19 protein-coding genes, 1 tRNA gene, 1 other RNA gene and 1 pseudogene are annotated in these 21,592 nt (G+C 40.5%); 9 read left to right on the forward strand and 13 right to left on the reverse strand.

Annotation, left to right across the window (positions count from 1 at the left end):
• Nucleotides 1–4 precede the first annotated feature (4 nt).
• Nucleotides 5–733, forward strand: coding sequence for a hemolysin family protein (locus F9B85_RS14740; RefSeq protein WP_243138065.1), 729 nt, complete (start codon nucleotides 5–7; stop codon nucleotides 731–733).
• Nucleotides 691–1,320 carry a hemolysin family protein gene (locus F9B85_RS14745; RefSeq protein WP_243138066.1) on the forward strand — a complete coding sequence of 210 codons (630 nt, stop codon included), beginning with the start codon at nucleotides 691–693 and terminating at the stop codon, nucleotides 1,318–1,320. Before F9B85_RS14740 ends, F9B85_RS14745 begins: the two co-directional genes overlap by 43 nt.
• Nucleotides 1,321–1,581: 261 nt before the next feature.
• Here F9B85_RS14745 and F9B85_RS04665 read toward each other — a convergent pair.
• Nucleotides 1,582–1,679: transfer RNA gene (locus tag F9B85_RS04665), tRNA-Sec, on the reverse strand.
• Nucleotides 1,680–1,837: 158 nt separating this feature from the next.
• On the opposite strand from F9B85_RS04665, the gene ssrS reads away from it, so the two are divergent.
• A non-coding RNA gene (gene ssrS, locus F9B85_RS04670) (6S RNA) lies at nucleotides 1,838–2,016 on the forward strand.
• 23 nt (nucleotides 2,017–2,039) lie between these two features.
• On the opposite strand, the gene spoIIR is transcribed toward ssrS, so the two are convergent.
• From spoIIR to selB, 3 genes are all read right to left on the reverse strand, one after another.
• Nucleotides 2,040–2,681, reverse strand: coding sequence for a stage II sporulation protein R (spoIIR, locus tag F9B85_RS04675; protein WP_170270171.1), 642 nt, complete (start codon nucleotides 2,679–2,681; stop codon nucleotides 2,040–2,042).
• A 90-nt stretch (nucleotides 2,682–2,771) separates the two neighbouring features.
• Nucleotides 2,772–3,932 (reverse strand): ABC transporter substrate-binding protein, encoded by a 1,161-nt coding sequence (locus F9B85_RS04680; RefSeq protein WP_151618998.1) that lies wholly within the window; start codon nucleotides 3,930–3,932, stop codon nucleotides 2,772–2,774.
• Nucleotides 3,933–4,024: 92 nt separating this feature from the next.
• Complete coding sequence (gene selB, locus F9B85_RS04685; RefSeq protein WP_151619001.1) at nucleotides 4,025–5,971, reverse strand: selenocysteine-specific translation elongation factor; 1,947 nt, start codon at nucleotides 5,969–5,971, stop codon at nucleotides 4,025–4,027.
• 195 nt (nucleotides 5,972–6,166) lie between these two features.
• On the opposite strand from selB, the gene F9B85_RS04690 reads away from it, so the two are divergent.
• Complete coding sequence (locus tag F9B85_RS04690) at nucleotides 6,167–8,599, forward strand: DUF4855 domain-containing protein (protein ID WP_170270173.1); 2,433 nt, start codon at nucleotides 6,167–6,169, stop codon at nucleotides 8,597–8,599.
• A gap of 13 nt (nucleotides 8,600–8,612) precedes the next feature.
• Here the strand turns inward: F9B85_RS04690 and F9B85_RS04695 are convergent, their stop codons facing one another.
• On the reverse strand, nucleotides 8,613–9,761 hold the full coding sequence (locus F9B85_RS04695) for a YkvI family membrane protein (protein ID WP_151619005.1): 1,149 nt from the start codon (nucleotides 9,759–9,761) through the stop codon (nucleotides 8,613–8,615).
• Between the two features lie 89 nt (nucleotides 9,762–9,850).
• Here F9B85_RS04695 and yyaC point away from each other — a divergent pair, with 89 nt between their 5' ends.
• Nucleotides 9,851–10,501 (forward strand): spore protease YyaC, encoded by a 651-nt coding sequence (yyaC, locus tag F9B85_RS04700; RefSeq protein WP_151619007.1) that lies wholly within the window; start codon nucleotides 9,851–9,853, stop codon nucleotides 10,499–10,501.
• A gap of 16 nt (nucleotides 10,502–10,517) precedes the next feature.
• Here yyaC and F9B85_RS04705 read toward each other — a convergent pair whose 3' ends face one another.
• The 3 genes from F9B85_RS04705 to F9B85_RS04715 all read right to left on the reverse strand — a co-directional run bounded on the left by F9B85_RS04705 (nucleotide 10,518) and on the right by F9B85_RS04715 (nucleotide 12,505).
• Nucleotides 10,518–10,910 (reverse strand): bactofilin family protein, encoded by a 393-nt coding sequence (locus tag F9B85_RS04705; protein WP_151619009.1) that lies wholly within the window; start codon nucleotides 10,908–10,910, stop codon nucleotides 10,518–10,520.
• Nucleotides 10,911–10,925: 15 nt separating this feature from the next.
• Complete coding sequence (locus tag F9B85_RS04710) at nucleotides 10,926–11,771, reverse strand: M23 family metallopeptidase (protein ID WP_151619011.1); 846 nt, start codon at nucleotides 11,769–11,771, stop codon at nucleotides 10,926–10,928.
• A gap of 230 nt (nucleotides 11,772–12,001) precedes the next feature.
• Nucleotides 12,002–12,505: a DUF4446 family protein gene (locus F9B85_RS04715; RefSeq protein ID WP_151619013.1), complete on the reverse strand. Its 504-nt coding sequence runs from the start codon at nucleotides 12,503–12,505 to the stop codon at nucleotides 12,002–12,004.
• Between the two features lie 141 nt (nucleotides 12,506–12,646).
• Between F9B85_RS04715 and larE the strand changes: the two genes are divergently transcribed.
• Genes larE through larC2 form a run of 4 tightly spaced genes read left to right on the forward strand, consistent with a single transcriptional unit; the run spans nucleotide 12,647 to nucleotide 15,645 of the window.
• The gene (gene larE / locus F9B85_RS04720; protein ID WP_151619015.1) at nucleotides 12,647–13,597 is read left to right on the forward strand and encodes an ATP-dependent sacrificial sulfur transferase LarE; all 951 of its coding nucleotides are present in this window, start codon (nucleotides 12,647–12,649) and stop codon (nucleotides 13,595–13,597) included.
• A 13-nt stretch (nucleotides 13,598–13,610) separates the two neighbouring features.
• On the forward strand, nucleotides 13,611–14,393 hold the full coding sequence (larB, locus tag F9B85_RS04725; RefSeq protein ID WP_151619017.1) for a nickel pincer cofactor biosynthesis protein LarB: 783 nt from the start codon (nucleotides 13,611–13,613) through the stop codon (nucleotides 14,391–14,393).
• 26 nt (nucleotides 14,394–14,419) lie between these two features.
• Nucleotides 14,420–15,166 (forward strand): nickel pincer cofactor biosynthesis protein LarC, encoded by a 747-nt coding sequence (gene larC / locus F9B85_RS14865; RefSeq protein WP_151619019.1) that lies wholly within the window; start codon nucleotides 14,420–14,422, stop codon nucleotides 15,164–15,166.
• Complete coding sequence (gene larC2 / locus F9B85_RS14870; protein WP_151619021.1) at nucleotides 15,166–15,645, forward strand: nickel pincer cofactor biosynthesis protein LarC2; 480 nt, start codon at nucleotides 15,166–15,168, stop codon at nucleotides 15,643–15,645. The genes larC and larC2 overlap by 1 nt, the downstream gene beginning before the upstream one ends.
• A 19-nt stretch (nucleotides 15,646–15,664) precedes the next feature.
• Here the strand turns inward: larC2 and F9B85_RS04740 are convergent, their stop codons facing one another.
• From F9B85_RS04740 to F9B85_RS04760, 5 genes and pseudogenes are all read right to left on the reverse strand, one after another.
• Complete coding sequence (locus F9B85_RS04740; RefSeq protein WP_151619023.1) at nucleotides 15,665–16,810, reverse strand: alanine racemase; 1,146 nt, start codon at nucleotides 16,808–16,810, stop codon at nucleotides 15,665–15,667.
• Between the two features lie 26 nt (nucleotides 16,811–16,836).
• Nucleotides 16,837–17,979 carry an aminotransferase class V-fold PLP-dependent enzyme gene (locus F9B85_RS04745; protein WP_151619025.1) on the reverse strand — a complete coding sequence of 381 codons (1,143 nt, stop codon included), beginning with the start codon at nucleotides 17,977–17,979 and terminating at the stop codon, nucleotides 16,837–16,839.
• Nucleotides 17,980–18,098: 119 nt separating this feature from the next.
• Nucleotides 18,099–19,004, reverse strand: a complete 906-nt coding sequence (locus tag F9B85_RS04750; protein ID WP_207707034.1) for a ParB/RepB/Spo0J family partition protein — start codon at nucleotides 19,002–19,004, stop codon at nucleotides 18,099–18,101.
• Nucleotides 18,997–19,713 (reverse strand): annotated as a pseudogene (locus F9B85_RS04755) (ParA family protein); the annotation flags it as partial. The gene F9B85_RS04750 and the pseudogene F9B85_RS04755, both read right to left, overlap by 8 nt.
• Nucleotides 19,714–19,852: 139 nt before the next feature.
• Nucleotides 19,853–21,004 (reverse strand): group II intron reverse transcriptase/maturase, encoded by a 1,152-nt coding sequence (locus F9B85_RS04760; protein WP_170270174.1) that lies wholly within the window; start codon nucleotides 21,002–21,004, stop codon nucleotides 19,853–19,855.
• Nucleotides 21,005–21,592 lie beyond the last annotated feature (588 nt).

Genomic DNA, 21,592 nt, shown 5'->3' on the forward strand with positions numbered 1-21,592 from the left:
AACAATGCCAGAGTTTGGCGTGGGTTTCAAACTTTTTCTTGTCTTTTTGCTAATTGCCGCGACAGCTTTTTTTGTAGCGGCTGAGTTTGCTGTCGTAAAAGTCAGAGCTTCTCGGATTCAACAATTAATTAATGAGGGCAACAAAAAAGCACTGAATGCAAAAAAAGTCATCAGCAATCTTGATGAATACTTATCAGCTTGTCAACTCGGCATCACTTTAACAGCATTAGGACTTGGTTGGTTAGGTAAACCTGCTGTTGCTGTTTTATTTTATCCTCTTTTGGAACGGCTACAACTAACGCAAAGTACGATTTCTGCGATTTCTTTTGTTGTTGGCTTTTCTATCATTTCATTTCTTCATGTTGTTGTAGGAGAGTTGGCTCCGAAAACATTGGCCATTCAACGAGCAGAGAAAGTCACCTTATGGCTATCAGGCCCGTTGATCCTTTTTTATAAAGCATTGTATCCATTTATCTGGGTCTTAAATGGCTCGGCAAGAATTCTTGTTCGTGCCCTGGGACTTCGCAACATATCGGAGCATAGTGAAAGTCACTCAGAAGAAGAAATCCGTATGATTATGTTGCAAAGCCATCAAAGTGGTGAGATTAACCAGACTGAACTGGACTTTACCAACAATGTTTTTTTGATGACGGAGAAAGTAGTTACGGAAATCATGATTCCTCGACCTATATGGTCTGTCTGTACACAAATCTTTCATTTGAAGAAAATCTGAAAATCGTTCAATCAGAAAAGTATGGGCGCTATCCAGTATGTGAGGGCGATAAAGACCATGTTGTCGGTTATATTCACACGAAAGACTTACTCGATCTTTGCGTAGATAAAAGCAGAAGCCCTTCTCTACTGGACTTGATTCGAAAGCCTCTATTGGTCTATGAATTTACGCCTCTTATAGATATCATGAAAAAAATGCAGAAAGAACGAACTCAGATTGCTATCGTCTTAGATGAATATGCCGGCACAGCAGGCCTTGTTACGATTGAAGATATTCTTGAGGAAATTGTTGGTGAAATACAAGATGAATATGATCAAGATTATTCACCTATTACGAAACTTCAACCGGGGCATTATTTGGTAGATGGACGAGTTTCTCTTGCAGATATAGCGCAGGAGTTGGGTATATATTTGGAATCAGAAGACGTCTACACCATCGGTGGATGGTTTGTGGCTCATATGCAAGGCCCATTAACTGAAGGAACTTCATTTGAGTATAAGAATAATAAATTTACAGTCACAGAAACGAAGTCAAATCGAGTTATGAAAATTGAAATAAAAGAAATTAGCGAGAACGTTAACAAGTGATGTGACTTAAGGCGCTTTAGTCATGGTGAATTGAGCCGTCGATTACATTTTTCATAAGGATAAATGACGCAAAGATGATATTTTTCTAATTAAGCAAAATACAAAAAAGCTCCTATCACATAAAACAACGATAGGAGCTTAGTTCGTACTAATGAATTTGTGGAAGCATAAGTTTGCCAACTCAAAATGGAAGCATAACCTTGCCAAACCGGCAAACTTATGGGTTAAATCACTACAAGAAACGTCCCCTGGCTTGTTGAATGGCGGGAGTGTGTAGGAATCGAACCTACCGCGCCCGGGGTTGCCGCGCGCCACGTGGGTTTGAAGCCCAGGGAAGACACCAGTCCCCATGCACTCCCCCGCAATTTTTGATACTTATATATGATACCACTATATTATTAAAAAATAAATAGTCATTAATTCCATCTCTTCAATAAGCATCCATAAGAATTACCATTAATAATCTTGTGGACTTTTTTATTTTTTTAGTTTATAATCCTTCTTGTCGGTGCTTTCCGATGCCCTACGGGGTTCGTTGCTTCTAATGTTTTCAATCGATATTGTAAAAACGGGAGCTTTCGTTCTTAAGGTGCTGTCGAGCCTGGTTAGACAGGAGGACAAATTCCTTTAGACAGAGCACCCACCTGAGAGCATCAGGTTGGAAAACGTTACGGTGACGGCCTTCGTGGGACTACATAAAAGTAAAAACCTCTCAGTCATCAAGACTGGGAGGTTTTTTTGGTTTTTTCTTCAATCCAATCCCAGATTTTCGATCTTACTTCAACAGTCTTCACTTCTGTTGAAGTAGTGCTTAGATCAGATTGGTTTTCTACAGTTTTTACTTTTTCTGTTTTTTGACTGCCTGTTCGATCACTTAGACATAGCGGTGGATATAGAACACACCACCAGTTTTCTCCTTGTCCTGTGCCGATGGTAATTCGTAAAGCTTCATACTCACCAGCTGGTGCTGTAAGGTGTCCGTAGACTTTTTTGGGAAAGTGAAAGCGCCCTACTTCTGCTTTTGTTGTGTAGCTGTATCCTTCTGCTTGAATTCGTTGAACAGCTAGACGATTAATTTCTTCGAGCTGGCTTTCTACTTTTTCCCGAGCTTCTTCAACTGATTGACTCTGGGCAAGTAAGGGATCGATATAAGCTATAATGTCATCACGAACTTTGAGCTTAAGAGCTTGATCGTGCTGTTCATTAGATTCTGCCACTACATGCAAGCGAAGCAGTGGCAGGGGGTCTTCTGTGCGAGCTTCTATGTACGGCAGATAAAAAGCTACGCTTAGACAGAAGACTAAAAGAGTAAAGGAGAGGGTTAGGAGCCGGAAGGTAGGAGCAAGTTGTGGCAACAACAAAGGTAACTCCTCCTTCGCAAGATTTTTTATCTTACGGGAGTAGTCATGCCTCTTTGTTGCCTCCTTTAAACCTGCTGATGATAATTTTTTTTAGGGTTCAATAACGTCTACAAGTTCGAGGGTAGGACCAACTTGCATGATGGCCATAGGACGTAAGGCGTGTCGATCTTGGCTGATCTTCATAGAACCGCCAACGACTGGCCATGAACCTATTTCTTTAATTTTTTGGATTAGTCCTTGCTGATCCTCAGGGTCTTTACAGGCCGCTAAAGTGGTGAGCATTCCTTTCGTAGCTTCATAGGCCCATAGGGCCATGGGGCTTGGCTCTTCTTGGTAAGTTTTGCGATAAGCTTCGTAGAAAGCTTGTCCCGCTTCTGTTGGTAAGAAGTTAGCAGTTGTGTAAAAAAGCCCCCAGCTAACTTGGTTGCGTTTTTCTTCTAGTAGATCTTTTGCTAGATCTTCTAAGCTATCACCACCTAGGATAGGCAGTGTGATACCTTTTTGTCTTGCTTGTCGCAAAAAGGCTGAACTTTCTTTAGCATAGCCAGGCAAGTAGATGACTTGCGGTTGTCCACTAAGTATTTTTTCTAGTAGTTGCATAAAATCTTGTTGATCGCGCTGGTAGCTTAAGGTGTTGACGATAGTTCCTCCTGCTTGTTCATAGGCTTGACGAAAAGACTCCGCTAGAGCTTGTCCGTAGGCACTTTTGTCTTCTACTACAATGACTGCTCGTTCGCCCCAATAAGTAGAGGCAAATTGGGCGGCTACTAATCCTTGTTGCCGGTCATCGTAGCTTCCCTGGTAGATATTTTCGCCTAGGCCTGGTGTAGAGGAGTGGGTCGATAAGGTAAGCAAAGGCAAGGATACTATTTCCTTGGCTAGTACTTCTGCTTTTGACGGTGTAATCGGTCCTATGATGGCTACGAGATTTTCTTTTTCTACTTCTTTGGCAAAAGAGGTCAAGCCTTCGGTGTCATTAGCATCGGCTGTCTGAGTTTTTATGAAGCGACCTTGAATGCCACCCTGGTTATTTACTTCATTTACAGCCATTTGAAGACCTTTGAATGCTCCTTGGCCCCAAGGTGAGACGGGACCTGATAGCTCAAGGGCTACTCCTAATTGTATGGGCTGAGCAACTGGCTTTGGTTCTGTAAGGGAGGTAACTTTTTGATAGCCTGCATAGAACCCAAGGGGAAAAAGAATTATGGCGATGACGATCATGATTAAAGTGCGACGAGGCAAAAAAAACATGGTCCAAACCTCCTTATCGAATAGGTATGTACCATGTTTTCGCTATATTCCATTTTTTTCCTTTTTTATTTTCTTCTTTTTCTTTGCTGGCTTTAGCCTTTGGCTAGGACTCGCTTGTCACCTTTTCTAATGGTCACTCGCTCTCGATCGAGCCATTCCATGAGGGGGACTACATAACGTCGTGAACTGTCTGTAAGATCTCGGACTTCGGAGATAGTCATTTCTGCTTGTTCTTGAAGCCCTTGAATGACTATTTCTCGAAAGCGCTTCATGGCTTGGCTATGGATGCGCAGATCTTCAGCTAGCTTAAAGAGCAGTCCTTGATCAATCATGTAGTTCATTATTTCATCTGCTGATTCTGGCGATACCTTTTCTTCTGTTATTAATTTTTCTTTTGTTTCTGCTACTGTCGGTGGCTGAAATTCTTTTTCTAAGTACCATTTTTCAATTTTCTTGATTATTGCTCTTACTTCTGCTGATGGCTCGTTGCCAAAGTTATACAGCGCAAGGGCATGGCCTTTTATAGCGATGCTTTGGCGTTCTTGTAAGGTCTGTAAAAGTGCTCCGTAAGCTTTGCTGTTCCAAGCTGATAGGAGCTTTCCTTTTAGCTCTTCTTTGGCCATTCCGCTTCGCAAAGGATAGTCTTGATGATATTTTTCTAGATGCCTAACAAAAGATTGTTCTAAGGAGACTAGTAGGGCGGCCGATATAAAGTAAATAGGAGGTTTTTCTCTACCTAGCAGAGCTATTCCCGGTGTTTTATGATCTTGCACTTTTTCTAAGAGCTTTTCTAGCTCTTCTTTTGATAATGTAAATTTTTTTATCGCTTCATCTGGACTAAGTGGTAGTCCTGTCTGGGATAGATGCTGTAGCAGTCGATCTGCTATAGAGCCTTTTTCTTGGGTCTCTATGTTTTTAAGCAATTCAACTTTATTTTTGCGAACCTTCAGTGCGTTAGGATCGATGACTCGGCCTCCACCTATGGTTAAGGCTGGCGAGTAACTTCTTAAGACGAAACGATCTCCTTTGAGTACTACTACTGGTTCTTCTAAAACAATTTGAGCAAGGCTGTCTTTTCCTGGTTCTAATTCATGGCGATCAAGTAGGGTTAAGCGGCCCAGTGTCTCTCTTGTTCCGGCATGAAAGCGTACTCGCTCTTGATCTTTCATGGTCCTTCCGCTGTGGGAGAGGTTTTGCAAGCGTACTGTAACTCGATAAGCTGGTGTAAGTGCCTCAGCTGTAGCTAGTAGATCACCACGGTTTACGTCGGAAAGTTCTATGCCGGAAAGGTTAACGGCAACTCTTTGACCGGCTCTAGCTTCTTCTACTTTTTCACTGTGAACTTGTAAGCCTCTGATGCGACAAGGTTGTTCTGAGGGCATAATGGTTAGTTGCTGTCCTACTTGTAGCTGACCGGATAGTAAGGTGCCTGTAACAACAGTACCAAAACCAGCCATTGTAAAAACACGATCGATAGGTAATCTTGGAGCGCCTGCTAAGAGTCGACGTGGTATTTTCGTTACTTGAGCGGCGATCATAGCCTTCAAGCTATCAATTCCTTGACCTGTTGTTGAAGAAAGGGTAACTACAGGAGCTTGCTCAAAAAGGGTGCCTTGTAGTGTTTCTTTGACTTCTTCTACGATTAAGTCTAGCCACTCTTCTTCTACTAGATCAGCTTTGGTGATGACGATAATACCTTGCGGGACTTGTAGTAGCTCTAAGACGTCGAGATGTTCCTTCGTTTGTGGCATTACGCCTTCATCAGCGGCGATGACGAGCAACACTAGATCCATTCCGACAGCGCCGGCTACCATTTGTTTTACAAATTTTTCATGGCCTGGCACATCAACTATGGCCGCTTTCTTACCATCAGGCAGAACAAAAGGGGCAAATCCAAGTTCAATGGAGATGCCCCTTGCTTTTTCTTCTTTCAGTCGATCTGTATGGACACCTGTAAGGGCATTAACAAGTTTGGTTTTTCCGTGATCAACGTGACCTGCTGTCCCTATGATGACATGTATGTCTTCCGCTCTTGTCATTCTTTCTCTGCCTCCTGCAGGAGTTGGCCGAAGCCTCTTCTTAACTATATAGTCAATGCAATTTACTCTTGCTGTTCATTGTACCACAATTTATTCAAAATAACTGTTCAGAGGTCCTGCTTCATTATACAAAGCAGGATTATAAAGACTTATAACAGAATTATGCTTTATCAATATTTTAAGGAGTGGGCACTGGTGAAATGGTTCAACTCATGGCTCTACCTAATACTTTTCTCTCTATTTATGCTTTTTCCAAGTTCCTCTCTTGGTAAGACTTTAGACTTTCCTGATCTTCAAGGCCATCCTGCTCAGTCTGCTGTGCGGGCTCTTGCAGAGCAAGGCATTGTTAGTGGAACTGACAATGGTCTCTTTGAACCAGATAGAGCAGTGAATCGGGCTGAGTTTGCTGTAATTATAGGGCGAACGATAGGCTTACAGCCTCTTTTTCCTGAAAAAGAGCCTTTTCTCGACTTGCCTGCTCATTCTTTTGCCTATGGCCATGTTGCGGCTTTAACCGCTAAGGGGCTTATTCAAGGGCAAGGTGAAGGCCTCTATGGTGCTTCCCAGTCCTTAACTCGTCAAGATGTTGCTGTCATGGTCGATCGTATTCTTGTTCTAGAAAAGCGCTTTGAGCAAGTACCAGCCCTTCCTGCTTGGGAAGATCGAGATGCTATTGCCCCCTATGCTTTAGAAGCCCTTGCCCGTGTGGCCGCTCTTGGCTTGATGAAAGCTGATCAAGATGGCCTATATAGTAATCACTTTCGTCCTCAGTCAGCGGCTACGCGAGGAGAAGTCGCTATTGTAGGCAACAGCATCTGGGAAGATCGTATTGCTTGGGCAATGAAGCCTTTTCAAGTAGCACCTGCTGAACTTTATGCTATTGCTGGCCTTGAGCAAAGCATCAAAATTATTAATATAGAACCATCCCCCTATCCTCCTGCTTATGGCATCAATCAAGCCTATATGGGTCAATTTAAAGATTCAACTTTTCAACCTACCGAAGCTACTGGACCTGCTTATATAACGATCAATCAAGGTTTACAAGCCCGGCTCGTCCCTCTGATAGAAAAAGAAGATCTTTTACCTGCTGATGAAGAGTTTGAAGAAGTAAGACCCTTATATCCACCTGGTTCTATGAAAACTTTAAGTCCTATGTCTGCTAGGACCGAGATCACAGGCTTTGCTGATCCTTCCTACATAGAATTAGAGAAAAAAAGTTACCCTGGTCCTGACGAAGGTTTGCTATCTTATAGTCCTAAGTGGACTGGTTTTTATCGTCAACAAAGTCGTGCTGTTACCGTTGATTTAGGAGCTATCCAAAAAGTTAGTCGTTTTTCTATGCAGTTTTTGGGCGACAGTGATCAAGCTATTACCCTCCCTCAAGAGTGGACCGTAGAAATATCTCAAGACGGAAGATATTGGAACTATGTAGGCAAAGTGTTAAAAGGCCCTGAAGAGTCTGGTCAACAGGGGCCTCAGGTGAAAACTTATAGTCTCACAACAATTCCTGTAGATGCACAGTATTTACGCTTTTCTTTTCCTGTCGATGTTTGGACTTTTGGCCGCTGGTTACGTGTAGAAGGACCTGTTCAAGCAGAAGAAGACAGCTCCAGTGCCTCTTCTGCTCTAGTTACACTCGTTCCGCGGGGTGCTCTTTCCGTCAATGCGTTAGTAGGGGATCAAAAGCCCTTACCTTTACCAACAGTAGATGAAAAAGAACCTCTTGAGAAAACTTCCTCTCCTATTGCTGATTTGCTCTTAATCTATACAGGACCTCATCAGCAAAGTGAGTGGAGAAGTCAAGACTTCTTACCTATGATCGCTTATCGTGATCTTCACGGTGATTTTGTAGATACTTTTTTTGATGGTATGCTCTTTTTACCCTACATTAGCTTACCGTCGTATGAAGCAAGCTGGCATAGTTATCTTGACAATCTTTTTGCTGAAGATAGACAGTTGAAGGCGCTTAATGATGCCGTTGCCCAGTGGCAAGCAATTGTTGGTGCTAATCAAGGAACTTACCCTGTTGTTATTGCTCTCCCTTACCCAGAACGAGTACAAGGTCAGTGGAAAAGTCTAGATGAACGTCGTGATGCTATCTACTGGTATAAAGAATTGTTACAGGAGAAGTGGTCAGAAAGCCAATTAGATAATTTAGAATTAATCGGCCTTTATTGGGAAGGAGAAGCTATATACGACTCTGAGGATGCTTCGCTAGTGCAAGAAATGGCTCAGCAGTTAGAAGAAGAAAATCTTCTTTTTTACTGGATTCCTTATTATGAAGCACCAGGATTAAAGAATTGGCGCTCTTATGGCTTTGACCAAGTCTTCTTGCAACCTAATTATTATTTTGATCTTAATACAACAACAAGAAGGCTTGATAATGCCCGTCAAATTGCAGATAACCTAGGTATTGGTCTAGAAATTGAAGGCGATGAGCGCTTTATGAATTATGCAGATTTTCAAGACCGCTATCTCGATCAGTTGGCCTTACCAAGAGATAGCAGTATCTCCTACGCTTACTACTTTGGTTCAAAAAATCTATTAAGAGCCATGTACAGCGGCAATTCTGATGTGCATCGTATATATCATCAAACTTATCAGTGGATTAAGGAAAGCCGCGATTAATATTTTCTTTAGATTATGAGCCTATCTTGGCGTCTTGCTCAGACCACTTCTTACGCCACCAATCGCGACCAACAGACCAAGCGATGGCGGCAATAATTGGAAGTCCTATATAACCAAAGATAGGGTACAAAGTTGCTACCAGATCAGCAAAGGGTAAAAGTGAAAAAGGCGCTACACTTACGATGGAGAAAAAGAGCGCTTTTTGAAACTTTTTCCCTTTTTTTTCTTTTGAAATACGCAGAGCCGCACCAAAGGCACTTCCTAAGGCGGCTGTGAACATGGCTAACCAGAGCAAGAAAGCATAGATATGACCCGTCCAAGGGTGTAATGTACTAGCTAAAAAGAGCATAGGAACAGGATAAGCTTCAATTTCAGGCACATATTGAAGCATTGCCAAGGTTAAGACATAGGCAAATAATCCTAGCAGAAGGCCCCCTACAGCGGCACCTTGATAACCACCTTGTTTTTTTACTTGTGGCGTTAACGCTACAAGCACAACCATTGACATAGCCAGGTTAAAAGAAACATACAAAAAAGCACCAAAGGCGGCTGAAGAAGGCAAGAGACCAAAAGATTCTGTTGTACTAGCAGAATCAAGATTAGGGTTATGATAGCCAGCAAAAACATCTACATAGCCTTGCCATTCCGTAGGTACACTTTCTATGCTAGGGCTTAGTAGTAAGACACCTCCCGCTACTGCAACGCAGATAAGGGCTTTTATGGGGACTAAGAAGGTATTAACCCATAATAGCCCCTTTAACCCTCCCCAGAGCGAGAAAAAGACACCAATAGCTGTCAAGGAAACTCCTAGCCAATAAGGCCAGCCCCATTGTTGAGAAACAAGAGCACCTGTACCGGAGAGCATTACCATCAAGCCTGAAAATAAAGATATAGCGATAATAAGGTCCATCACTTTACCAAGCTTTTGACCGAACAGATAATTCAATAAGTCCTGATATTGAAAAAAAGAACGTTGCCTGCAAAGCACTAGCACAGCAGGACCGAGGATGCCAAAAAGAACACCCGAAAGAACTACTGCCGATGGACCATCAGAGCCATAGCGCACAAAAAACTGCATGATTTCCTGTCCCGAAGCAAATCCTGCCCCCAATACAGCTCCTATGTAGACTGAGGCCACTTGTAATTGCCAGAGGACGCCCATAAAAAATACCTCCCCTCAGTACATTATGGTTTATTTTGCCTTTACAGAGGGAAAAATGTAGCCATAATGACCGAAAAGGGGGATGAGTCATGAATACACAAAATTGGGACCATTTGAGAGCAGGCAAGAAGCATTATATAGACGCTTCTCATGGCGCTGCCCATGAGTTAGGTGACGCTTTAGCTGAACTATTGCTACATCTGGATCCTGAAATGAATAGACCTAGAGTTATTGTCTGCATTGGTACGGATCGTTCCACGGGAGATTGTCTTGGCCCTTTAGTGGGTACGCAACTCATGCCCCTGGCTTCATCTTATTATCATATCTACGGCACTCTTGACGATCCCATTCATGCCACCAACTTAATTGAGAGAAAAAAAGCAATTGAAGAAGCTCATCCTAACGGATTAATAATAGCTATTGATGCTTCTTTAGGTATGATGGAACAAGTAGGTAAAATTTCTATTGGTATGGGTGGACTTCGTCCCGGGGCAGGCGTAAAAAAAGACCTCCCTACAGTGGGAGATCTTCATATTACTGGAATTGTGAATGTAGGAGGCTTTATGGAGTTTATGGTTTTGCAAAATACGCGCTTAGCCTCCGTCATGAAGCTAGCTCAACATATTAGCAGAGGACTGCTCTTTGGTTATTATCGATTAGCAAGACGACAGCCTCTCTTCCCCTTGCAACACAACGTTGCTTACAGCGCAACTGCTGAGAACAATTCACTTTCCTATTGAGATTAAGAAATTGAGATTAAGAAAGGGCTGGTACCCTTTCTTTTTCTTCTACTGTCCCTACAGCTTTGGAGCTTCCTTGGAATCGAGCTCCCTCATCAATGATTAAACTAGATGCACAGATGTCACCAAAAAGTTTTCCTGTAGATGCTATCTCTAGTCGACCAGAAGCATCAACATTACCATGAACAGTACCGGCAATAATTACATTTCTACCTTCAATTGAAGCTTCCACTTGACCGCTTTCACCAATGATGATGTCGCCATTGCCCAAAATTTCACCTTCAAGTGCACCATCGACGCGAATAGCACCACTTGCTTTTAATGTACCTTTAAAGTGACTCTCTTTGCCAATAACTGTTTCTACTGTGTCACTTGCTATAGTAGTGTGCTCTTTCTTCTTTCCAAACATTGAAACCCTCCTGATTTAATGAACCAGATACTTCTGCGGATCTTGCAATCGTCCGTTTTTGTAGATTTCAAAATGCAGATGAGGTCCTGTACTTCTACCACTACTGCCGACGCGACCAATAGCATCACCTCGTTCTACTTTCTGACCAACTGTTACATTGATAGCAGAAAGGTGATTGTAAGAAGATACATAACCATGGCCATGCTGAATATCTATAACTCTGCCCATGCCTGCTTTCCATCCGGCAAAGATTATTGTACCTCCTGAAGCGGCTCTAACAGTTGTGCCATGATCAGCGGCAATATCTATACCTGAGTGAAATTCACGAGAAGTACCACCAAAGGGTGAGGGCCGTTCACCAAAAGGAGACGAAATCCTTCCACGAACAGGATAGGTAGAAGGAACAGCGGCTAGATAGCGAAGACGCTCTTCTACAACTCCTTCAAGTTGATGAAGATTTTCTTCTTCGTTTAATAATTCATTGTTGAGATTCCTTAAAGAATTTTTCAGTTCATCCAGATTAAGCTCTGTCCTTGTGCCTTCTAGATTTACTGCTTGAGAAGCCGCCTCGGCTCTACTGTAATTAGCACGTGATGGAAAAAGGCCAAAAAGCTTTCGCCTATCCTCTTGATCCTGCAAAGCTTCCACAGTTTTCTTGTTGTTTTCATCTGTAAGTGCACTCTGTTCAACTCGCTCACCTAGCAGTTCTGACTGGCCTTCTAGACCTACGAGCTGACGAACTTGCTGATCCATAGTTCTAATTCTTTCTACCTGCTCTTGCACCTCAAAGGCCACTTCTCGCAGTTCTGCAATCTGCTTAGCTTGTTGGTCATTGACAGAACGGAGTCTTTGTAATTCCACAACATTACTACTGGAATAGAAAGACAGACCTAAAAGGAATACAAAAAAAAGAGAGAACACTAAAGCGCCTCCGACTAATAGTTGTATCTTGTCATAACGTAAATGGAGGCGAAATGGTTGCTTTTTACCTTGATCAGAAACGAGTAACAGAGTAAAATTTTCTTTTTTCTTTTTTTGAGGAGTCCTTTTGTACCTAATTTTTCTCACCTGCTTATAAATAAGGGGTCTCCTTACCCGATCATGGCCTGTTGAATGGCCTTTTTTTCTTCATCCGTCAATGGGTACGTGGAGTTGCCTTCTTTGACAGGCTTCGCATATACCTGAGACAATTCTCTACCATAGAGACTTGATAAAACAACACCACAACCTCTATGATCGAGTAAGGCCACAGAAAAACTCTGATTAGATCCAATGTTTTCAAAGGCATTAAAACGAATAATACCTACATGGCGGATCGTTTCTAGAGAAATTTTCTTCAACTTGATTAATTCTTGTTCATGTTCTTTGAGCTGTGCTGATAATTCTTGATTGAGGTTTAAATTTTCTAATAAAAGCTCTTCTAGATTTTTTTGATTGCCTTCTTGTCCTGTCATTAAAGTTCTGTACATTTTTTTTATTTTGCTAAATTGATAAAACAAGACGGCTAATAGAACAAGAGCCAAAATCGTTAATCCCCATGAAGCAAGCAAAAGAGTAACTATATTTTCATGGATTCCTTCCATCCCTAGTGGCACCTCTTGTTCCCCCTTTCCCCCGTCCCTTTATTCCACACATTTTGCCTTTTTCCTCTATCTTTTGGTATAAAATCGTGATAACACTTCTTTTTTTGACATAAAAAAGAAGTGAATATAAAATCGTGGAGGGAGGTTTTAGAGGTGCACAATTTATCGTTTGATTTTTTTCAAAAAAATAATAGCTCTCTTCAAGCTATTCGCAAGTATTCCCAGCTTCGAGAAATCTTACTCCGTTATCCCTCTGTCATGCTGGCTTATTCTGGTGGTGTAGACAGTACTTTTCTTTTAGCCGCTTGGCAAGATGCGTGGCGACAAGAAAATATTTTTTCTACTGCAAAAAAACCTATAGAAAAAAAACCTACAGCGATAGCAAATAGAGAGCAAAAACCACGCTTACTAGCTTGTACTTTTCTTACGCCGCTCTTACCTGATGGTACAGCTGAAGAAGTAGAAAAACTTGTTCAACTAATTGGTGCAGAACATCGTTTTATTGAAATGAATCCTCTCGAAGAATCTTTTATGCAAGATAATAAGATCGATCGTTGTTATCACTGCAAAGCTCATCTTTTTTCTCATCTGCTTTCTCTAGCACAAGAAGAAAAACTAACTTGTCTTATGGATGGAACTAACATAGATGATTTTAATGATTATCGCCCTGGTCATCGGGCTTTGCAAGAGCTTTCTGTTGTAAGCCCTTTGGCTGAAGTTGCCTTAACGAAAGCAGAGATTCGTACTTTATCGAAAGCAATGGCTTTGCCAACTTGGGATCAACCTTCTATGGCTTGTCTGGCTTCGCGAATCCCTTATGGCACAGCTATCGACAAGATAAAGTTAGAGCAAGTCGATAGAGCAGAAAAAATCTTGGTAGAATTTGGCTTTGTTGGCTCTAGAGTTCGCCATCATGGCGACATTGCTCGTCTTGAAATTGCCGGAGATTTAACACAAAAGGCAACTCGACTTTTCTATGAACCTCTTCGCTCTCATCTTATTAATGCTTTTAAGAATATTGGCTTTCGGTATATAGCTATTGATCTAGAAGGATATCAAACAGGAAGCTTGAACCCCACTAACGAAAGCATAGCAAATAGTTAAAAGAGGTGTTCTATTGGATCGTTTAGAACTGCTTAATTTGTTAGAAGATTTTAAAAAAAATAAGATCTCCATAGATGATATGGCAGATCGCTTAAAAGGTTGGCCTTATGAAGATCTAGGCTATGCTAAAGTTGATCATTGCCGCAGTGCTCATCAAGGTTTCCCAGAAGTTATTTTCGGTCTCGGCAAAAGAGCGGAGCAAATCGGTGCTATTTTTCAGCGCTTAGCTGAGAAAAATAATCCTGTATTGGCAACTCGTTGTGATGAAGATGCTTATCAAGCTGTTCAATCCCTAGTTCCCCAAGCTACTTATCATGCTGTAGCCAGAGTTATTTCTTATCAGCTTCCTGATTTAGCAGAAGGACAAGGTTTTGGCAAAATTGCTGTTTTATCTGCTGGTACGGCCGATTTACCTGTAGCAGAAGAAGCTGTGATCACTGCTCGAGCTATGGGATGTTATGTTGAGCCGATCTACGATGTAGGCGTTGCTGGTCTTCATCGACTCTTAGACCATCGCGAAAAGCTAGCTGAGATGGACGCTCTAGTTGTTGTTGCCGGAATGGAAGGCGCTCTTGCTTCTGTCGTAGGTGGCATGTCTGAACGACCTGTTATTGCTGTTCCCACAAGTGTAGGTTATGGTGCTAATTTTGGTGGACTGGCCGCTTTGTTAAGTATGTTGAACTCTTGTGCTGTCGGTGTTGGTGTAGTCAATATTGACAATGGTTTTGGTGGTGCGGCATTAGCGGCAACAATTGTCCGTAGTAGTTATAGAAGAAGTCAAGCGAAAGCGGAGTAAAATTGGAGTGAGTTGGAGGCCTCTCTATGGATAGCTTGAATCGGTACTTAATTGTAGACCCCGTTGGTGGAACGGCCGGTGATATGTGGTTAGCCGCTCTTGTCGATCTAGGTGTTCCTTGGGATGATTTAGTAGAGGCCCTTAGTGCATTACCTATTAGTGGTTATAAGATGGATTATGAACAAGTGACTGTGCAAGGAATTAATTGTAGCCGAGTTAAGGTCTACTTAGATGAAGAACCACAGCCTCATCGACATTTGCACCATATTGTGAAAATTATTGAAGAATCTACATTAGATGGGAAAGTCAAGGAGCAGTCTATCGCTGTTTTTACACGTTTAGCTGAAGCTGAAGCTAAAGTTCATGGCACTACAATCGAAAAAGTTCATTTTCATGAAGTTGGAGCTGTAGATGCTATTGTAGATATTGTAGGTACTGTCTGGGCTCTACACAAACTGGAAATTGATGAAGTTTATTGTTTACCTCTTCCTCTTGGTTCTGGTACGGTGCGCTGTGCTCATGGCCTAATGCCTGTACCAGCACCTGCTACAGCAGAGCTAGTAAAAAACTTCCCCGTTCGCATCGGTGTGGGAGAAGGAGAACTAGTTACGCCTACTGGCGCGGCTCTTTGCACTACCTTAGGTAAGCCGCTTGAGCCACAAGAGTCTACGAGCTGGTTAATAGAGAAAAATGGTTATGGTGCTGGTTTACGTCCTTCTAAAAGTAGACCTAATCTTATGCGTTTAATGTTAGCGAAAAAAAAAAGTTTGTAATTACTGAGAGTACTTCTGATGATACGACATGGGAAGAAATTTATGTTATAGAAGCTACTATTGATGATATGAACCCTCAATGGTTTCGCTTCTTACGCAAAAAATTATTTTCTGCTGGGGCTTTAGACGTGCAGTTAACTTCCACCATGATGAAAAAAGAAAGAGTCGGTCAAAGTCTCAAAATTCTTGTTCCTCTTGAGCAAAGAGATAAGCTTGTATCATTGATATTTCAACATTCTACAACTATAGGACTTCGTTGTCGTCGAGAAAAAAGAATCGTACTAAAAAGAGACTTTTTCATAGTAGACACTCCCTACGGTCCTATAGCAATGAAGAGAGCTTTCTGGCAAGGTGAAGTCATTAATGTACAACCAGAGTACGATGATTGTGTAAAAGCAGCCCATAGCTGTGATGTTTCTATTAAAGAAGTTTACCAAAGAGCTCTTTCTGCATATTATAGTCAGCATGTTGACTATTAGTTCTATGGAACAATCTAACCTATTGACTACAACCTCTGGCGTCGACTTGCCATATTGCCTTTACTTCGCTTTTCGAATTGATGAGATAGACTTGATTGGTTAAGTTAATTACGGGACAGGCGTGGTTAGGAATTATCATTAATTTTGTTCCCACAGGAAGCTCCGTAGCTTGGGTGCTTACTTTTTCCAAAACTCCATGCTCTTCTGAAAGACGAGAAAGCTTCCAGCCTTTAGCATTGCAAATTATTCCGTAACTATCTGTCCCTTCTTGACCATGAGCACCTTTATCTAAGGCAAATACTTTAGATCCACCGTCGATGATGCGTCTGTTTTCTACTGGGTTGGCAACTACTGTGGTAAGGACACGAAGCGCACAATCTTCTTCTCTTGCTACGGCAAGTCGTACTTGTGTAGCATCGTTAAAGACATAATTACCAGGTCTTACTTCGGTAACACCTCTTGTCTCTAAGTTTTCACCTACTGTTGGGGTAGAGCCTACAGATATTTCATTAATCCTAATCTCTTCTGTTTTCTCTTCTGTTTCTAGTGCTCTAGCTACTTTTAGTAGTATTTCTCCTTCTGCTAAAGCAATAGTTTTACGTTCTACTTCGTTCTTTGCTCCATAGACATGGCCTGCGTGTGTGAGTAAACCACGAAATATTAAATTTTCACTGCCAGCTACTTTACGAATCAGCTTATATAGTTCTTCTCCCGGAGGATAACCTACTCTTTGCAGGCCTGTATCTACTTTTACGTAGACTTCTACAGGCTTTCTTTTTTGTTCCCCTATTGCTGACCAAGCAGAGTATGCATCGTGGGAATCTATAATCGTTGACATTTTTGCTTGTGATGCTAATTCAAAATAATAATTCCATTTTTCTATACCCCAGATGGGATAGGCTACAAGAATATCTTTCCACCCTGCATTAACTAAAACTTCTGCTTCAGATAATTTGGCAACTGTAAAGCCTTGCGCGCCATATTGATTTTGCAACTTGGCAATAGGCAAAAGTTTATGAGCTTTAAAATGAGGTCGCAAGGAAATATTTTTTTCCTTGCATTTTTTTGCCACACGCTCTATGTTATTGATTAATTTTTTTTCATCAATCAATATAGCAGGCGTAGTTAAGTTTTCTGCTTTTTTTCCTAATTCTTGTGTCTTCATCAAGGGTATGTCTCCCTGTCTCCTTGCTAAACTTCAGCAATTAATTCTTCCATTACTGCAAGAACTTGATCTATTTCTTTTTCTGTTGTGAAATATCCTGGGCTAATGCGCACTGTTCCACTTTCTAAAGTTCCAATTCTTCTATGTGCTAAGGGCGCACAGTGCAAGCCCGTGCGTACAGCGATTTGATAAGCCTTATCTAGTAAGAATCCAAATTCTGATGCCTCTATGCCTTCTACATTAAAGGAAATCACAGCGGCACGAGGTAGTTGTGCTGGTGGACCGTAGAGGGTGACTTTTTTTATCTTGCTTAAACCATCTAACAGTTTTGTCGTTAGATTTTTTTCATGATTTTCAATTTTCTCTCTACCTTCTTGTTGTATAAAAGCGATTCCTGCGGCGAGACCAGCTATACCTGGACCGTTTTGCGTTCCACTTTCAAAGCGATCAGGAAGCATGGTCGGTTGATATTCAGATTCGCTTTGACTTCCTGTGCCACCGTAATAAAGAGGGTCAATCTGACAATCCTCCCCTATCCAGAGGCCTCCTGTTCCTTGAGGACCCAAAAGTCCTTTGTGCCCTGGAAAGGCAAGTAAGTCGATGCCCCAGTCTTTTATGTTAATATCATGGACGCCTGCTGTTTGTGCGCCGTCAATGATTACTTTAAGACCGTATTCTTTTGCTTTTTTGGTTAATATTTCTGCATTTTGAAGTGTTCCTGTTACATTAGATCCCTGTGAGAAGATAAAAGCTTTGCTGTTTTTACGCAAAGCTTTTTTTAGTTCTTCTGGTTTAATATAGCCATATTCATCACCTTGAAGATAAGTAACTTCAACACCGCGATCTTGTAATATTTTCAAGGGGCGAGCCACGGAATTGTGTTCTAAACTGCTCGTTATGACGTGATCATTTGCTTTGATTGTACCGAAGATAGCCATATTGAGTGCTTCTGTTGTATTTAATGTAAATACGATTCGCAAGGGATCGGGAGCGTTAAATAGTTGAGCTAAAGCCACGCGGGCTTTATATATAGCTCTACTGGCATCTATAGCCATTTGGTGACTGGCTCGACCAGGATTTGCTCCATATTCTTGACCAGCTCTTAATACTTCTTGCCACACTGATTCTGGTTTTGGCCACGTTGTTGCTGCATTATCTAGATAAATCAACTATTTAACTCCCTTCTTAATTAAATGATGTTCCACGTGGAACTTTTTTAATCAATTTCTTCTAGTGTTCCACGTGGAACATTTTACTATGTTCTTTTTGATATGTTCCACGTGGAACATTACTTATATTCCTCATCAAAAAAACAATCAAATATTCTCTGTAGATCTTCAAGACTATAATAAGTAATTTCTATGCTACCTTTTTGACCTTGATCTTTTATTTTTACTTGTGTTTTTAACCAGCTACGCATTCTTTCTTCTAGTTCGATTATTTCTGGATCTTTTTTGTCTTTCTTAGTATCATCATCTTCTGGTTTTTTAGTAACTTTTTTTTCTCTACCTACTTTATCTCGAATGTGTTCTTCTGCCTTACGAACTGACCATCCTTGGTCAATAATTTTGTGAGCTATCATTTCTTGTTCTTCTGCATCAGGAAGAGCTAGAATTACTTTGGCATGACCGATACTAATTTGTCCTCTACCGATCATATCTTGTACCTTTTGGTTAAGTTGTAATATTCGTAAGGTATTAGTAATATAGGTCCTGCTTTTTCCTACTCTACGTGCTAGCTCTTCTTGTGTAAGCTTGAAATCTTGTAATAAGGTTTTATAAGCTTCTGCCTCTTCTAAGGGAGATAAATCTTGTCTTTGTATATTCTCGATTAAGGCAATCTCTGCAACTTTCTGATTATCCCAGCTTCTCACAAGGACAGGAACTTTTTGGATACCTATAGTTTTGCAAGCTCGCCATCTTCTTTCACCGACTACAATTTGATAACGCCCTTTATTAGTAGGTCGCACTACTAGGGGTTGGATTAGTCCATGCTCCTCAATAGATGCAGCTAATTCTTCTATAGCATTGTTTTCAAAATGTTTTCTAGGTTGGTCTGGGTTAGGATCTATTTGATCTAGGTAGATTTCTGTCACATCATCTTTTTCTTGCTCTTGATCCATGATAGTTGGCATGGACGGTATTAAGGCCTCTAAGCCCTTGCCTAGGCTTCTGCCCAATCCTTTTTTAGCCACGTTGGATCACTTCCTTTGCTAGTTCCCGATAAACTTCTGCACCTCGTGACTTGGTATCATAGATGATAACTGGTTGTCCATGACTAGGTGCTTCACTTAAGCGTACGTTTCTAGGAATGATGGTTGTAAATACTTTGTCTTGAAAATGTTTCTTTACTTCTTCTACTACTTGAATGCTTAAATTTGTTCTTCCATCAAACATAGTTAGTACTAGGCCTAGTAAATTAAGCTGAGCGTTAAGATGTTTTTGCACTAGTTTTATAGTGTTCATTAATTGGCTTACACCTTCTAGTGCATAATATTCGCATTGAATAGGTACAAGTATTGAGTCAGCTGCGGTAAGTGCGTTTAATGTAAGCAACCCTAAAGATGGTGGGCAATCGATGATTATGTAGTCGTAAGCACCATCAAGCGGTTCTAAGGCTCTTTTTAGTTTTACTTCTCTTGAAATAGCTGAAACTAATTCGATCTCAGCACCAGCTAATTGAATTGTGGCTGGTAAAATAGATAGATAAGGAATAATATCTTTGTGTATGATTGTTTCTACAGGTGCTCCGTCAATAAGTACATCATAGATGCAGTGTTGTAAACGCAGTTTATCAATACCTAGCCCGCTAGAGCTATTACCTTGTGGATCCATATCTACCAATAGTACTGAATAGTTCATTTCGGCCAAACAAGCCCCAAGGTTTACTGTTGTTGTTGTCTTGTAGGGTAGACTTTTAGCGCCTTAACCTTACGTCAGGTTTCTAAAAGTCCCCCTCCGAACCGGACGTACACCTTTCAATGTATCCGGCTCTCCAGTCATAAGCTCGATTTATTCTTATTCTTTTTTTATAAATTTTTATCTATTTACATACAAAGTAATATCCATTGTCCTTATATGAAAGTAAATATTTCTTTTTTACTTTGGAGATAGTACCTTTTTCTTTTCTGGCAATTGTTTTTAATAAGCTTTGATAGTGATAATACTTAAACTTTTTTATTTTTCTTTTTACATCATCGGCAAGTGCATAATATTGATAGAAAGCTTTTATTTCTTGATCATATATTTTTACAATTTCAGCTATAGGGAGATTCATTCTATTATGACAGTGAATAGCTTTGCCGTGAGCGGTAAATGCTTTAATTTTTTCATTAATTACGCTGGTAGGTACGATGAGGTTACAAGATCCTTGAACATTTGTATTTTTTGAAGATATAAAGATCTCGTAATCTAAAAAAAATATTTTTTGATCATTAAGGTTAATGAGCCTACCAGGTAAGTCTTGAAGGTAAATAGCTGAAAAATAAGCTTTAATAGTATTTTCTAATCTTTGTGCTATTTCTTTAGTTCCTTCAATTAAAAAAAGAAATTGATCTTCATATCTAGAATAATATAATTTTTCGTTTGTCATATTTGCCAGAAAACTATCAAAGTAAGAAAAATAAATTTCTTCAAGCATAGGCATTTTGTAAGGTGACGTAAAAATAGTTTTGATGAGCTCAATCATGCGACCATCATTAATTTTATCCTTCAGAAAAGTTGCTAAAATATTTACATCAAGCTTACTACGAATATCTTGAAGATTTCCTTCTATAGCCCAGTTTTTGTTTAATCCATTTTTTTTTATTTCTGCTAATGCCTCAAAAGGACTTTTCTTAACTTCGTAAGCACTTGGACTCTCAATAAAGATAGGACTATAAATTTTTTTTAATATTTCTTTAGTAATTTCCATTAGCAAAGAAACTTTATGATTAAGACCAAAGTCTTCTTGCTTACTAGTAAATAAAAATTTATACTTTTCATTTTTCATGTTAGTAATTAAATCTTTGATAACTTCTTTATCGAGAGGTTTTTTTTCATATTTATAGGCTATATTAGTAGTAAGTAATTTTTTGTATGCAAGTAGATAAAAATCTTCATTAAAAAAGTTCCGATAGATTCTTTCGAATTTATAATTCCTATCGTTAATAGAACGCTCACCGAGTATTGACAAAATTACTTCAGCTTTCTGCATTACGCATACCTCCATATTTCTGTCAATTTTATGACCTGCTTCCCTTCGCCACGTAATAGGTTTTCCCTATCTCAGACTACTACGAAAGCTCCGTAGCCCTATCAATAGAAGTACTCTTCTATTGACGTAGGCTATCTCCGTTTAGATTCCTTCTATACAAAAAAGTGACTTAGGCGCCCGTTCATCTCTTTAACGTATTAACAATACGCTGGAGAGCTCGTAGAGAGTATGCAGATCATAGGAAAATATCGGCATAACAAGCTCTCATACACATCTCGACTAGCTACCTGTGTATCCCGTGGTTTAGGCCAAGAGACTAGGTTTCAAGCAGTTTAGCTTTAGCCATATCACTTCCTGGTCTTGCCTGTCTGTCTCAATGCTAGTATATTGACAACAGGCTTTACTGACATGCTATGTTCCCTTATGATATTTCTATCTCCGGTAAGTCAGTTGACCATTCAGAGTTCTCTCTACTCTGAAATCCCTCTAGGGACGATATAGAAAGTTCCTTACGGACGCACTCCTACTCCACCTTTTTGATTAGCAATTGCAATAATTTGAGTCAAATAATAACACCACCTATTCTGC

Source organism: Heliorestis acidaminivorans, from assembly GCF_008933955.1.
GTDB classification, from domain to species: Bacteria; Bacillota; Desulfitobacteriia; order Heliobacteriales; family Heliobacteriaceae; genus Heliorestis; species Heliorestis acidaminivorans.